Consider the following 14058-nt stretch of genomic DNA (forward strand, 5'->3'; position numbering starts at 1 on the left):
CGTTCGGATCAGGCTGCGGGCCGGTTCCGGCCGATCACGTGCCGCAACGTCTTGCCGGACACCTTGCCCAAGGCCTGCAAGGCCTCGGCGCGTTCCTGCCGCAGCCGGCGCAGCACCTCGGCCGGCGTCACGCCGAAATGCGCGGCGAACTTGCGCTGGAAGGTGCGGCGCGACATATGGCAGGCGTCCGCCATGTCGTCCACCGACCAGCGCGCCGACAGGCTGGCTTCGATCTTTTCCACCAGGTCGCGAAACGGCGCGGCCATGCGGTCCTGCAGTCGCAGCGATTGGCTGTACTGGCGCTGGTCGCCATTTCTGCGCATGAACACGACCAGGCGCCGCGCCACGTCCTGCGCCACCTGCGCGCCGACATCGCGTTCGATCAGGGCCAGCGCCAGGTCGATGCCTGCCGTCACGCCCGCCGACGTCCAGATGGCGCCGCTTTCGATGTAGATGCGGTCGTCTTCCACCCGCAGGCCGGGGTGCAGCTGGCGCAGCCGGTCGGCTGAACGCCAGTGCGTGGTCACGCGGCGGCCCTCGAGCAGGCCGGCCGAGGCCAGCAGGAAGGCGCCGGTGCAGACGCTGCACGTGCGGCGCGCCTGCGGGCTGCGGCGGCGCAGCCAGGCCAGCGTTTCGCCGTGAGCGCTGGCCTGGTCGATGCCGGGGCCGCCCGGCACGAACAGCATGTCGATCGGGGCGTCGTCGTCCTGGGCGAAGGTGGCGTCGGCCTGCATGCGCAGGCCCTGGTCCCAGGTGGACACCACCGGCGTGGCGGCCACGGTGGCCAGTTGGTAATAGGGGGCGCCGCCTTCTTCGTTGGCAGCGCTGAAGGCCTGCCAGGGGCCGGCCAGGTCCAGCGGCTGGAAACCGTCGTACAGCAGGAACACAATGCGTTTTGGCGCGATCGCGGACGCATTTGGCGCACGGTCGCCGGCGCGTCCGCCTACGCTGGCGTTTCCATTCTGCGAAGGAGCATCGTCATGCATGTGAATATTCTCTTGTTCGAAGGGCTGACCCAGCTGGATATGACGGGGCCGTACGAGGTACTGGCCGCCGCGCCTGGCTTCACCGTGGATTTTGTCGCAAAAACGCTCGCCCCGGTGCGTAGTGATCGCGGCCTGCGGTTCGTGCCGACCCAGACGCTGGATTCCGCGCCGCCGTGCGATCTGCTGGTGGCGCCCGGCGGGCCGGGCACGGATGATGCCATCGTTGATCCGGACTGGGTAGCCTTTACCCGCCGGCAGGGGCTGGCGGCGGGTCACGTGTTCGGCATCTGCACGGGGTCGCTGCTGCTGGGGGCGGCAGGCTTGCTGCGTGGCAAGCGCGCGTCCAGCCACTGGCGGGCGCGCGAGTTGCTGGCGCATTTCGGCGCCATCCCCACCGACGAACGCCTGTGCGTGGACGGCAAGTTCTTTACGGCGGGCGGCGTCACGTCCGGCATCGACATGGCCCTGAAAGTGGTGGCCACGCTGTGCGGCGACGACGTGGCCAAGCAGATCCAGCTGCAGATCGAATACGATCCGAAACCGCCGTTTCCGGGCGGCACGCCCAAGACGTCGGAGCCGGCCATCGTGCAGCGCTACCTGGATATGTCACAGGCGCGGTTCGAGTCGCGCCGGGCGGCGGTCGAGCGCGCCGCGGCGGCAATGCCGCGGGACTAGGCGCCTGTTGCGCGGGCGGGGGCTTGGCGCCGGCCTGCCCAGGCCGCGGGTGGGCGCCTAACGCCCCAGATGATCCAGCGGCAGCGGACCATGCGGCTTGACGGTCTGGATCGCGAAGTTGCTGCGGATGTCCTTCACGCCGGTCAGTTTCAGCAGGGTGCCGAGCAGGAAGGTTTCATAGGCGCGCAGGTCCGGCACCACCACCTGCAACAGGAAGTCGGATTCGCCTGACACCAGGTGCGCAGCCACCACTTCGGGCAGCGCGCTGACTTCCTTGCGGAACTGGGCGGCGTCGCGCTCGTGGTGGCGTTCGACCTTGACGCCCACGAACACGGTCAGGCCCAGGCCGACCTCGTCAGGCGCCAGCCGCGCTTCGTAGCCCTGGATCACGCCGGCTTCTTCCATCAGGCGCACCCGCCGCAGGCAGGGCGACGGCGACAGGCCGATCTGCTCGGCCAGTTCCACGTTGGTCAGGCGGCCGTTCTTCTGCAGGGCTTCCAGAATGCGGCGGTCGTAGGCGTCCAATTCACGTTTTGGCATGGAATTGATTATGGATGTTATTGATTGGTGAAGTATGCCAATAATGCTACTTCAAGTGGCATGAATAGAAAGCACATGCCGATGCCTTTTCCCTAGAATGACCCTCATTCCAAGTCGTTGAAAGAGGGTAGTCATGGCCGATATGGCGTTGTTCCTGGGGGCGTTGCTGGTGGTCTATGTGGTGCCCGGGCCGGACATGATCCTGCTGCTCGAAACCGGCGCCTTGCGCGGCCGGGCGCCGGCCCTGGCCGTGGCGGTGGGCCTGGCGATTGCCCGGGCCGCCCACGTCACGCTGGCCGCGCTGGGGCTGGCGGCGCTGTTCAAGACGCATCCGTGGGCGTTCGACGCGGCGCGCACGGTGGGCGGCTGCTACCTGGTGTGGCTGGGCGTGCGTCTGCTGCGCGCCGGACCGCTGTCGTATGACGTGGCGACCCAGGCGCAGGCCGCCGCGCGCGGCAAGGGCCTGGGCGCAGCGCTGCTGAGCGGCGTGCTGACCAATGTGCTCAATCCCAAGGCGCTGTTGTTCTGCTCGGTGCTGCTGCCGCAGTTCGTGTCGCCGGCCCAAGGCAGCATCGGCCAGCAGTTCGCGGTGCTGGGCGTGGTGCTGGTGAGCCTGGGGCTGACGTTCGACGTGCTGTGCGCCTTGGCCGGCGGTGCGCTGGGCCGCTGGCTGGCGGCCCGGCCGCGGGTACGCAAGTGGCAGGGCGCGGTGTTCGGCACCTCGCTGATCGGGTTCGGCTTGAAGCTGACCTTGAGCCGGTAGGCGCAGGGGGCGGCTCGGCCAAATAAAACGGGCCTGACGAATGGGCCAGACGAATGGATCCAAAAAGCCAGAAAAAAATGGGCCTGACTTACATCAGGCCCATTTGTCATCTGCAGCGTTGCCGGCGCATTACTTGCCAAAGGCAAAGGATGTTTCGTCCTGGCCCTCGGCCTCGCCGTCCGTTTTCACCGGCTTGGGCTGGGCGCCATCGGCCAGCATTTCCGCTTGCGTCAGGCCCTTGGTCAGTTCCAGGGCCTGGCGCTCGAACAGGCGCCGGTACAGGCCGCCCTTCAAGCGGATCAGCTGGTCGTGGCTGCCTTCTTCGATGATGCGGCCACGGTCCATCACCAGCAGGCGGTCCAGCGCGCGCACGGTCGACAGGCGGTGCGCGACCACCAGCGTGGTGCGGCCGACCATCAGGCGTTCCATGGCTTGCTGGATCAGCACTTCGCTTTCGCTGTCCAGGCTTGAGGTGGCCTCGTCCAGGATCAGGATAGGCGCGTCCGCCAGGAACGCCCGCGCGATTGCCACGCGCTGGCGCTCGCCGCCCGACAGCTTCACACCGCGCTCGCCCACCAGCGTTTCATAGCCCTTGGGCAGCGCCATGATGAACTCGTGCGCGCTGGCCAGCCGCGCCGCGTGCTCGATCTCGGCCTGCGTCGCGCCGGGGCGGGCGTAGGCGATGTTCTCGGCCAGCGTGCGGTGAAACAGCACCGGTTCCTGCTGCACGATCGCGATCTGGCTGCGCAGCGACGACTGCTTCACCTGGGCGATATCCTGCCCGTCGATGGTGATGCGGCCGCCGTTCACGTCATACAGGCGCTGGATCAGCTTGATGAACGTGGTCTTGCCCGACCCGGAATGGCCGACCAGCCCGACGCGTTCGCCCGGGGCGATGCGCGCCGAAAAATGGTCGTACAGCGCCGTGTCGTGCCGGCCGTAGCGGAACGTGACGTCCTCGAAGCGGATTTCGCCCGCACCGACGCGGATGTCGCCCGCGCCGGGCCGGTCGTCCACGCCCAGCGGATGCCGCGCCATGGCCACCAGTTCTTCCATGTCGTTGACCGAGCGCTGCAGGTTGCGGATGTGCATGCCCACGTCGCGCAGGTGGCCCTGCAGCATGAAGAACATCGTCAGCGCGAAGGTGATGTCACCGACGCTGGCCTGGTTGCGCGACCACAGGAACAGCGACGCGCCCAGGATGCCGGCCTGCATCGCCACCAGCATCGCGCCCTGGACGCCACCGTTGATGGTGGCGCGAACCCAGGTGCGGCGCGTGCGGCGGCGCCACTTGTCGACCACGCGGCCCAGCCGGGTTTCTTCGCGCGTTTCGGCGCCGAAGGCCTTGACCACGGGGTTGCAGCTGACGGCATCGGCCAGGGCGCCGCCCATGCGCGTATCCCAGGCGTTGCCCAGCCGCGCGGCCGGGGCCACGTAGCCCAGCGACAGCGCCGCGGTGACGGCGATGTACAGCACCGACCCTACGCCGACGACCAGGCCCATGATCGGCCAGTGCACGCCCAGCAAGGCGGTGGCGCCGACCAGCATGACGACGGACGGCAGCAGGGCCACCAGCAAGGTGTCGTTGAGCACGTCGACGGCCCACATGCCGCGGGTGATCTTACGCACGGTCGAGCCGGCAAAGCTGTTGGCATGCCAGTCGGTGGAAAAGCGCTGCACGCGGTAGAACGCGTTGGACACCATTTCATTCATCATCTTCAAGGTGAAGGTGATGATGTTCTGGAAGACCCCCTGGCGCAGCAGGGTGCCGCCGATGCCCAGCGCGATCAGCAGCCAGAACGAGGTGATGGCCGCGCCCCAGATCATCTCGTCGGCCGCGGCGCCGGACGCGACGGCGTCGACCAGGCGGCCGGCGTACAGCGGGGTCAGCACGTCGGCCAATGCGGACAGCAATGCCAGGCCGATGATGACGGCGGTGCGCCAGGGCTGGGCGCGCCAATAGCGGAAGGTAAAGCCGAGGACGTCCTTGAAGGCTTGTCCTCGCAGATCGATTTTTGTTCGATTCATTGCGATTGGCCGGCAACGTGGGGATGCCGGATTCCTTGTGGGAAAGGGGGTGATACGACCTGCGCAGCGAGGCGCAGGCATTGCGTTCAAGGGGTTGGAGCGGGCACGGAGGACCAGTCGCCAGGTAACCAGGCGATGGGTCCGCGCGGGCGACGACTACTTAATGGCGTCGCGGAGATACGCGCGGGATGGCGGTATGCGGATTCATCATCTTGCGCCTCCCAGGTGTAGGTGAAGGGAAAAAACGTGGGCGTAGGCCCGGATTGATGATTCTATAGAAATGGTGTAGGGGAATCAACCGGGTGGCGTCGCGATCAGGGCGCGTGTGGGTTTTTTTCAACGGTGGCGGCCCGCCGGCAAGGTGCCGGCGGGCCGCGTGGCGCGACTGACCCAGGGCGCGCCCTGGCGGGGCGGCAGCGCGCGGCGCTACTTCAGGAACCCCGTCGAGATCCAGGGCACCGCGGCGATGACGACGATGCCGACGGCCATCGAGCCCAGGTAACCCATGATGGGCCGGATGCCGGCTTCCGGCGCGACCCGGCCGATGGCGCAGGCGGCGTAGTAGCCCACGCCGAACGGCGGGGCGAACAGGCCCAGGCCCATCGACAGGATGACCACCATGGCGTAGTGGACTTCATGGATGCCCATCTGGTGGGCGATCGGGAACAGCAACGGGCCGAACAGCACGATGGCGGGAATGCCTTCCAGCACGCTGCCCAGGATGACGAAGGCCGCGATGGAGACGCCCATGAAGGTTGCCGCGCCGCCGGGCAGGCCGGACATGGCCTGGGCCAACTGGGTCGAGAAGCCGGACTGCGTCAACGCCCACGCCATGGCCGTGGCGGTGCCGATGATGAGCAGGATCGAGCCGGACAGGCAGGCCGTGTCGACCAGCATCGGCTTGAGCCGCTTGGGGTCGAAACAGCGGTAGACCAGCAGCCCGACCAGCGTGGCGTAGACGATGCCGATGGTGGAGACCTCGGTGGCGGTCGCCACGCCTTCGACCACCGCCGCGCGGATGACGAAGGGCAGGGCCAGCGCGGGCAGCGCAACCAGCAGCGCGTGGCCGATCTGGCGGCCGGTGGCGCGGCGCACGGCGCTCAGGTCTTCGTGGCGGTTGCGCCGCCACACCACCAGGCACAGCATCACGCCCAGCACCAGGCCAGGCAGCAGGCCGCCCGTGAACAGCGCCGTGATCGACACGCCGGTGACCGAGCCGATGGTGATCAGCACCAGGCTGGGCGGCACGGTTTCCGTCTGCGCGCCGGTGGCCGAGAGCAGCGCGACCAGGTCGCCTTCGTTGGCGCCGCGTTCGCGCATTTCGGGAAAAAGCACCGGGGCCACGGCCGCCATGTCGGCCGCCTTGGCCCCGGAAATGCCCGAGACCACATACATGGCGCCGATCAGCACGTACGACAGGCCGCCGCGCACGTGGCCCAGCAGGCTGGCCAGGAAAGCGACCATGCGCTTGGCCATGCCGGTCATCTCGATCAGCACGCCCAGGAACACGAACAGCGGCACCGCCAGCAGGATCAGGTGCGACATGCCTTCGTCCATGCGCCCGACCACCACCATCATCGGCACCTCGGTGGTGAGCGACAGGTAGCCGAAGGTGGCCAGCCCGAATGAGAACGCGATCGGCACGCCGGTGAACACGGTGGCGGCCACGACCCCGACAAAGAAGATCAGCAGGTTGGCGTTGCCCAGGCCGGCCAGCACGGGCTGCAATGCCATCATGCCGGCCACGACGCCGCCCACCAGCAGCAGCGCCAGTCCGGTGATGCGCCACTGCGCCCGCTCCACCAGCCGCAGCAGGGCGATCAGCAGCATCAGGGCGGTGCCCACCGGCAGCGCCGCGGCGCGCCAGATATTGGGGATTTCCAGTGCGGCGGTGGTGACGTAGCGTTCTTCCGACGCGTATTCGTAGCCTGGCGCCAGCACGAGTGCAAGGAAGGCCAGCGCCGCCGCCACCGCCACCATGTCGAGCAGCGCGCGGGTGGCGGGCGAGGCGCGGTTGACCAGCGCGCCCATGCGCATGTGTTCGCCGCGGCGAAAGGCCACCACCGCGCCCAGCATCGCCAGCCACAGGAACAGGATCGAGGCCAGTTCGTCCGACCACACCAGCGGCGTGTGCAGGGCATAGCGCGCGACGATGCCCGAGAACAGGATGACGATTTCCGCGACCACCAGGATGGCCGCGGGAATCTCCACCAGGTGGCCCAGCGCCTTGTCGGCGGCCACGGCCCAGGGCCGCCGGACGCCCGGCGCCGCGCCAGCGTCGCCCCGCAGGTCCGCCGGGTGGGTCAGCGCAGCCCTCATGACAGTCTCCCGGCCGCCTGCTCCAGCAGGCCCCAGGCCTTGTCGCCGTACTTTTCCTTCCAGCTTGCGTAGAAGCCGGCGTGGCGCAGGGACTCGCGGATGGGGCTGGGTTCGGGGGTGTTGAAGGCCAGGCCTTCTTCGGCCAGCTTGGCTTGCAGCTGGGTGTTGAGCGCCAGCACGTCGGCGCGCTCGGCCATCCCGGCCGCGTTGATGTGCCGGGCGACGACCTCGCGGATGTCGGCCGGCAGCTTTTCCCAGGCGCGGCGGTTGCCCAGGAACCAGAAGCCATCCCACATGTGGTTGGTCATGGAACAGTATTTCTGGACTTCGTACAGCTTGGCGGTCTGGATGATGGCCAGCGGGTTTTCCTGGGCGTCCACCACCCGGGTCTGCAACGCGGAATAGGTTTCGTTGAAGTTGATGCTGGCCGGCGACGAGCCCAGCGCCTTGAACATCGACGTCCAGAGCGGGCTGACGGGCACGCGGATCTTCAGGTCGCGAAAGTCGTCGGGGCCGCTGATCGCGCGCGAGCTGGTGGTGACCTGGCGAAAGCCGCTGTCCCAGATGCGGTCCATCACGAACAGGCCTTTGGCGTTGATCTCGCCGCGGATGTGCGCGCCCAGCTCGCCATCCATCGCTTTCCAGACCGAGTCGTAGTCGGGAAAGGCAAAACCTACCCCGCTGATGGATGCGCTGGGCACCAGGGTGGACAGGATCAGTCCGGACAGCGTGAAGAATTCGACCGCGCCGGCCCGCAGCTGGCTGAGGGTATCGGTGTCGGACCCCAGCTGGCTGCTGGGGAACACCGCCAGTTCGAAGCGCCCGCCGGTGTCCTTCAGGATGTTCTGCGCGGCTTCGTTGGCGCGCAGGTTCATCGGGTGCGAAGGGGGCAGGTTGTTGGCGTACTTGTAGCGAAACTGCGGCGCCGCCAGCGTTCGCTGGAACGGCGCCAGGGCCAGGATCGCGCCGCCTCCCGCGGCGCTCATGAGTTTGCGTCGAGTGGTGTTCATGCTGTCTCCTTGGTTATGAGATCCGGCCGCCATCGAGGGTGGCCGGATAAAGCGCCTTGCCAGGCTTCTTGCTTTATCTTTGCATGAGGTCCATTATGTGGACCTACTTACTACCCTTAAATTTATTTAATCACATCGATTTACTGGCGTAAATCAATAAAACTGGTGCAGAATGAAAAAACAAAATCAGTTTGATGGTCCACAAAATGGACCTCTGGAAAAATCAGGCGGAGACGTGACGGAGACCTCATCCCAGGTCGGTGGCGCCCAGGCGATCTCGCGGGCCATGCTGGTGCTGCGCGCCGTGTCGCGCACGCGCAGCGACGGCGCGGGCTTGCTGGCGCTGACGCGCGACACCGGCATGAGCAAGCCGACCGTGCACCGGATCCTGGCGGCCCTGGCAGCCGAAGGCATGGTCGAACAAGACGCCGCCAGCCGCCGTTACTTCCTGGGCCCCGAATGCCACGTGCTGGGCAATATCGCCAGCGAACGGTTCGGCATCAATCGCCTGGCCGCGCCGGTGGTGGCGCGGCTGGCGCACGAATGTGGCGATTCCGCGTTCTTCTCGCTGCGCCGCGACGTGTTCGCAGTCTGCGTATTGCGCGAAGACGGCGACTATCCGCTCAAGACCCACGTGCTGCTGCCGGGCGACCGGCATCCGCTGGGCATCGGCGCGGGCAGCCTGGCCATTTTGGCGGCGCTGCCCGACGACGAGGTCCAGGCCTGCCTGCAGGCCAATGCCGGGCTGATCGAGCGGCGCTATCCGCATTATTCGGTGCCGCTGATCCGCACGCTGGTCGATGAGGTGCGCGAGCAGGGGTACGCCGTGAATCGCGGCCTGGTGGTGCCGGGCTCGTGGGGCATCGGCATGCCGCTGCGCGACGAAGCGGGCCACGTGCTGGGCGCGCTGAGCATTGCCGCGGTCGAGTCGCGCATGGATGAGGAAAGGCAGTTCCAGCTGGCCAAGCTGTTGTCACGCGAGGCCAAACGCCTGCTTGCGCAGGCCAACCCGGCAGGCCGCGAGGCGCGGGTGCGCCCGCCGGCCGCCAAGCCCAAACCCTGAAGCGCCGCGTCGGCGCGGCGGGGTTGCCACCAGAGGAGACAGCAATGAGCAAGCGTGCCGTCATCGTGGGATGGTCGCACATCCCGTTCGGCAAACTCGACGACCCCGACACCGAAAGCCTGATGGCGCGGGTGTCCGGCGCCGCGCTGGATCACGCAGGCATCGGCCCCGACGCCGTGGACGGCATCTATGCCGGCGTGATGAACAGCGGCTTCCAGAAGCAGGACTTCCAGGGGGCGCTGGTGGCGTTGGCCGATCCGGCGCTGGCCCACGTGCCCGCGACGCGGCTGGAAAACGCCTGCGCCACAGGATCGGCGGCGCTGTATGCGGCCATGGACTTCATCGAAGCCGGGCGCGGCCGCATCGCGCTGGTGGTGGGGGCCGAGAAAATGACCTCGCGGCCCACGGCCGAGATCGGCGACATCCTGCTCAACGCCAGCTACCGCAAGGAAGAGGCCGATATCGCCGGCGGTTTCGCGGGCGTATTCGGCCGCATCGCCGCCGCCTATTTCGAACGCCACGGCGACCACAGCGAGGCCCTGGCTGCCATCGCCGCCAAGAACCACGCCAATGGCGTGGACAACCCCTACGCGCAGATCCGCAAGGACCTGGGCTTTGCGTTCTGCAACACGGTGTCGGACAAGAATCCCTATGTGGCCGCGCCGCTGCGGCGCACCGACTGTTCGTTGATCTCGGACGGCGCGGCGGCGCTGGTGCTGGCGGATGCCGACACGGCGGCCAGCCTGCGGCGCGCCATCGGCTTTCGGGCACGGCGCCAGGTCAATGACATCCTGCCGCTCAGCCGGCGCGACCCGATCGCCTTCGAGGGGGCGACGCGGGCCTGGCGCGACGCGCTGGCCGACGCCGGCGCCACGTTGGACGACCTGAGCCTGGTCGAGACGCACGATTGCTTCACCATCGCCGAGCTGATCGAGTACGAGGCCATGGGCCTGGCGCCGCGCGGGCAGGGGGCGCGGGCGTTGCGTGAAGGCTGGGTCCAGCGGGGCGGGCGCCTGCCGGTCAATCCGTCGGGCGGGCTCAAGGCCAAGGGCCATCCGGTGGGCGCGACGGGGGTGTCGATGCATGTGATGGCGTGCCTGCAACTGGCGGGCGAGGCCGGGGGCATGCAGGTGCCGGGCGCGACGCTGGCCGGCGTGTTCAACATGGGCGGGGCGGCGGTGGCCAACTACGTCAGCATCCTGGAGCGCGTCAAATGAGCGGCCCGTCGGATCAGGCCGCGGGGCCGCCGCTGGGCGGCGTGGCGCCCGTGTCGCGCCGGGCGATGAACCTGGCGCATTTCCTGGTGCAGGCGGCGCGCCGCCATCCCGCCCGGCCGGCGCTGGTGTGCGGCGATGCCCGCTTGAGCTGGCGTGAGCTGGATGCGCGCACGGCGGCGCTGGCGCAGGCGTTGGCCGAGCGCGGCGTGGGCAAGGGCGACCGGGTGCTGGTGCACGCGCGCAACAGCTTCGCGTTCGCCGAAACCCTGTTTGCCGTGCTGCGCCTGGGCGCGGTGTGGGTGCCGACCAATTGCCGGATCTCGCCGGACGAGGCGGTCTATCTGGCGCAGGCGGCCGGGGTCAAGGCGTTCCTGTGCGAAGGCCAGTCGCCGCAGCACGCCGCGGCGGTGGCGACGGCCATGCCGCAGCTGGCGCTGCTGGCGCGGCTGGGCCCGGGCGACTTCGGCGAGGCCGATACCGCATCCCTGATTGCGGCGCGGCAGGGGGCGGCGGCGCCAGCCTGTGCCGACGTGGCCTACGACGACCCGTGCTGGTTCTTTTTCACGTCCGGCACCACGGGCCAACCGAAGGCGGCGGTGCTCACGCACGGACAGATGGCGTTCGTGGTGACCAACCACCTGTGCGACCTGATGCCGGGCACGACCGAAACCGACGTGAGCCTGGTGGTGGCGCCGCTGTCGCACGGCGCAGGCATCCATTTCCTGACACAGGTGGCGCGCGCGGCGTGCACGGTGCTGCCCGAGGGCGACCGGTTCGATGCGGCCCAGGCGTGGCAGCTGGTGCAGGAACACGGGGTGACCAACCTGTTCACCGTGCCCACCATCGTCAAGATGCTGGTGGAGCATGCGGCGGTGGACGCATTCGACCACGGCAGCCTGCGCTACGTGATCTATGCCGGGGCGCCGATGTACCGCGAAGACCAGAAGCGCGCCCTGGCCAAGCTGGGTCCGGTGCTGGTGCAGTACTTCGGGCTGGGCGAAGTCACCGGCAACATCACCGTGCTGCCGCCGTCGCAGCACCACGCCGGCGACGGCCCCGAAGCCCGCGTCGGCACCTGCGGCTACGAGCGTACCGGTATGCAGATCAGCATCCAGGACGACGCCGGCCGCCCGTTGCCATCCGGGCAGACGGGCGAGATCTGCGTGGCCGGGCCGGCGGTATTCGCGGGCTACTACGCCAATCCGCAGGCCAACGCCAAGGCTTTTCGCGATGGCTGGTTCCGCACGGGCGACCTGGGCTACCAGGACGACGAGGGCTACCTCTACATCACGGGCCGTGAGTCCGACATGTATATCTCGGGCGGCTCCAACATCTATCCGCGCGAGGTCGAGGAAAAGGTGCTGGCGCATCCGGCCGTGGCCGAAGCGGCAGTGCTGGGCGTGCCCGACCCGGTGTGGGGAGAGGTGGGCGTGATGGTCTGCGTGCTGCGTCCCGGGCAGGCGCTGGACGCGGACGCGTTGCTGGATTGGCTGGGGCCGCGCATGGCGCGCTACAAGCTGCCGCGCCAGGTGTTTTTCTGGGACGCGTTGCCGCGTTCGGGCTACGGCAAGATCACCAAGAAGCTGGTGCGCGATGTCCTGCGCGAGCGCGGCTGCCTGCCTGCCGGCTGACCGCTGCCGGGTGCCTGTCGCGAATCAAGGGAGACGTGGAAGTCGATTCAGCAGCAACGACGCAGTGCATCACAACGAGGAGACAGAATCATGGATGTGACGCAGGAAGCAGTGCTGGTCACGGGCGGCGCGTCGGGCATCGGCCTGGCCGTGGCCCGCGGTCTGCTGGGGGCGGGCCGCCGGGTGCTGGTGGCCGACGTATCGCAGGAGCGGCTGGACGAGGTGCGCGGCATGGCGCCGCCGGACCGACTGGGCTGCGCGCGGCTGGACGTGGCCGACGAGGCGCAGGTGATGGACACGCTGGCGCGGCTGGAAGCGGATTTCGGGCCGATTTCCGGCTTGGTGAATTCCGCCGGGATCGGGCGCGACGTGCCGTTCCTGGACACAGACGCGGCGTTGTTGCGGCGCATCCTGGAAGTGAACCTGGTGGGATCGTTCGTGGTGGCGCGCGAGGCGGCGCGGCGCATGCGCGAGCGCGGCCGCGGATCGATCGTGAACATCGCGTCGGTGTCGGGCATCCGCGGCAATGCGGGGCGCGCGGCATACGGGGCGTCCAAGGGCGGGGTGGTGACGCTGACGCGGGTGATGGCGGTGGAGCTGGCCGCCTATGGCATCCGGGTGAATGCGGTGGCGCCGGGGCCGATCGAGACGCCGCTGGTGGGGCAGATGCATACGGACGCGGCGCGGGCGGCCTGGCGCCAGGTGGTGCCGCAGCATCGCTACGCGGCTCCGGAAGAGCTGAACGGCACGATAGGCTGGCTGCTGGACGAGTCGCTGTCCAGCTTCGTGACGGGGCAGGTGATTTGCGTGGATGGCGGGTTCACTGCGGCGGGGATGCTGCCGGCGGTGCACTGAACCCGCTGATGTCGATGTCTTGATCCGGTTTTTTCGATTCCAACACTGCGCCACAAGCGCATGGAGTGCACATCATGCGAGCCACCACCGTGGATCGTTCGCTGCGGGGATCACCGAGTTTGCCCCGTCCCAGAACGCTGATACACCCGGGTGCCTTCAACCCGGTACGAATACATAGCCGCTGCGCGCGGCACGGCCGTCACATCCGCCTGGCCTTGCGGCCTGGCGCCAGCCTGTTCGAGGCGCTGGTGGCCCCGCTTGCAAAGGCGGGTGTCGAGAACGCGTCGATGACGCTGCTGGGGGGCGCGTTCAGCCACCTGGACTACTGCACGGCGCCGCCCGACCCGGCGCATCTGCGGGTGGTGGCCTATACCGAGCCGATCGCGGCGGGGCCGGCCTGCCTGATCTTCGGCAATGCCACGCTGGGCAAGAGCGATACGGGTGCGCCGCTGGTGCACTGCCACGCGGCGTTTTGCACGGACGACGGCAAGCTGCTGGGCGGCCATCTCATCGCGCAGACGACGATCGTGGGACCGGCGCCGGTGACGGTGCTGGTGACGTCGCTGGACGGGTTCGAACTACGGGCGACGTACGACGCCGAAACGAATTTGCGGCTGCTGCAGCCGCGGGAGGTCTGACGATGATGGCGGCCGAGGTGGAAAACGGAAGCATGGGGCGGGTGGCGTATGCGCGCATCGGTCCGAACGAGGATCTGGTGCAGGGGGTGGAAAAGCTGTGCCTGGCGGAGGGGTTTCGCAATGCGTTCGTGCGGGGGGCGTTGGGGAGTCTGGTGGATGCCTGCCTGTATGCGCGGGACGGCGGGGTGCGGCAGGTGGCGGGGCCGGCGGTGGAGATCGTGAGCCTGGCGGGGGAAGTGCGGGCGCAGGGGGATGGGTCGGTGGTGGCGTCGCTGTCGGGGGTGGTGGCGGATCCGGTTGGGCGGGTCCATGGGGGGGTGTTTGTGGCGGGGG

The 14058-nt window shown here is 68.3% G+C and carries 13 protein-coding genes; 8 read left to right on the plus strand and 5 right to left on the minus strand.

The annotated features are described in order from the left end of the window. Positions 1–8: 8 nt before the first annotated feature. Positions 9–986, minus strand: coding sequence for a GlxA family transcriptional regulator (locus U858_RS0131015; RefSeq protein ID WP_029954596.1), 978 nt, complete (start codon positions 984–986; stop codon positions 9–11). On the opposite strand from U858_RS0131015, the gene U858_RS0131020 reads away from it, so the two are divergent. After that, a complete protein-coding gene (locus U858_RS0131020; RefSeq protein ID WP_025140999.1) occupies positions 981–1661 on the plus strand; it encodes a DJ-1/PfpI family protein in 681 nt (226 codons plus the stop codon). The two genes, U858_RS0131015 and U858_RS0131020, sit on opposite strands and share 6 nt — an antisense overlap. 57 nt (positions 1662–1718) lie before the next feature. On the opposite strand, the gene U858_RS0131025 is transcribed toward U858_RS0131020, so the two are convergent. After that, positions 1719–2201 carry an Lrp/AsnC family transcriptional regulator gene (locus U858_RS0131025; RefSeq protein ID WP_025141000.1) on the minus strand — a complete coding sequence of 161 codons (483 nt, stop codon included), beginning with the start codon at positions 2199–2201 and terminating at the stop codon, positions 1719–1721. A gap of 133 nt (positions 2202–2334) precedes the next feature. On the opposite strand from U858_RS0131025, the gene U858_RS0131030 reads away from it, so the two are divergent. Further along, entirely contained in the window at positions 2335–2964 is a 630-nt protein-coding gene (locus tag U858_RS0131030; protein WP_025141001.1) for a LysE family translocator, read from the plus strand. 129 nt (positions 2965–3093) lie between these two features. Here the strand turns inward: U858_RS0131030 and U858_RS0131035 are convergent, their stop codons facing one another. The 3 genes from U858_RS0131035 to U858_RS0131045 all read right to left on the minus strand — a co-directional run bounded on the left by U858_RS0131035 (position 3094) and on the right by U858_RS0131045 (position 8321). Then, positions 3094–4992 (minus strand): ABC transporter ATP-binding protein, encoded by a 1899-nt coding sequence (locus U858_RS0131035; protein ID WP_025141002.1) that lies wholly within the window; start codon positions 4990–4992, stop codon positions 3094–3096. Between the two features lie 426 nt (positions 4993–5418). Next, a complete protein-coding gene (locus U858_RS0131040) occupies positions 5419–7311 on the minus strand; it encodes a TRAP transporter large permease subunit (RefSeq protein ID WP_025141003.1) in 1893 nt (630 codons plus the stop codon). Further along, complete coding sequence (locus U858_RS0131045; protein WP_025141004.1) at positions 7308–8321, minus strand: TRAP transporter substrate-binding protein; 1014 nt, start codon at positions 8319–8321, stop codon at positions 7308–7310. The genes U858_RS0131040 and U858_RS0131045 overlap by 4 nt, the downstream gene beginning before the upstream one ends. Positions 8322–8556: 235 nt before the next feature. Between U858_RS0131045 and U858_RS0131050 the strand changes: the two genes are divergently transcribed. From U858_RS0131050 to U858_RS0131075, 6 genes are all read left to right on the plus strand, one after another. Next, positions 8557–9384, plus strand: a complete 828-nt coding sequence (locus U858_RS0131050; protein ID WP_232786640.1) for an IclR family transcriptional regulator — start codon at positions 8557–8559, stop codon at positions 9382–9384. A gap of 44 nt (positions 9385–9428) precedes the next feature. Beyond that, positions 9429–10601, plus strand: a complete 1173-nt coding sequence (locus U858_RS0131055) for an acetyl-CoA acetyltransferase (RefSeq protein WP_025141006.1) — start codon at positions 9429–9431, stop codon at positions 10599–10601. Beyond that, positions 10598–12232: an acyl-CoA synthetase gene (locus U858_RS0131060; RefSeq protein WP_025141007.1), complete on the plus strand. Its 1635-nt coding sequence runs from the start codon at positions 10598–10600 to the stop codon at positions 12230–12232. Before U858_RS0131055 ends, U858_RS0131060 begins: the two co-directional genes overlap by 4 nt. 90 nt (positions 12233–12322) lie before the next feature. Beyond that, positions 12323–13087, plus strand: a complete 765-nt coding sequence (locus U858_RS0131065; protein ID WP_025141008.1) for an SDR family NAD(P)-dependent oxidoreductase — start codon at positions 12323–12325, stop codon at positions 13085–13087. Positions 13088–13302: 215 nt separating this feature from the next. Beyond that, a complete protein-coding gene (locus U858_RS0131070) occupies positions 13303–13725 on the plus strand; it encodes a PCC domain-containing protein (protein ID WP_255358834.1) in 423 nt (140 codons plus the stop codon). A 2-nt stretch (positions 13726–13727) separates the two neighbouring features. Then, a partial coding sequence (locus U858_RS0131075; protein WP_025141010.1) for a PPC domain-containing DNA-binding protein occupies positions 13728–14058 on the plus strand: 331 nt, incomplete at its 3' end.

It is taken from the genome of Achromobacter sp. DH1f (assembly GCF_000633435.1).
Taxonomy (GTDB): domain Bacteria; phylum Pseudomonadota; class Gammaproteobacteria; order Burkholderiales; family Burkholderiaceae_B; genus Achromobacter; species Achromobacter deleyi.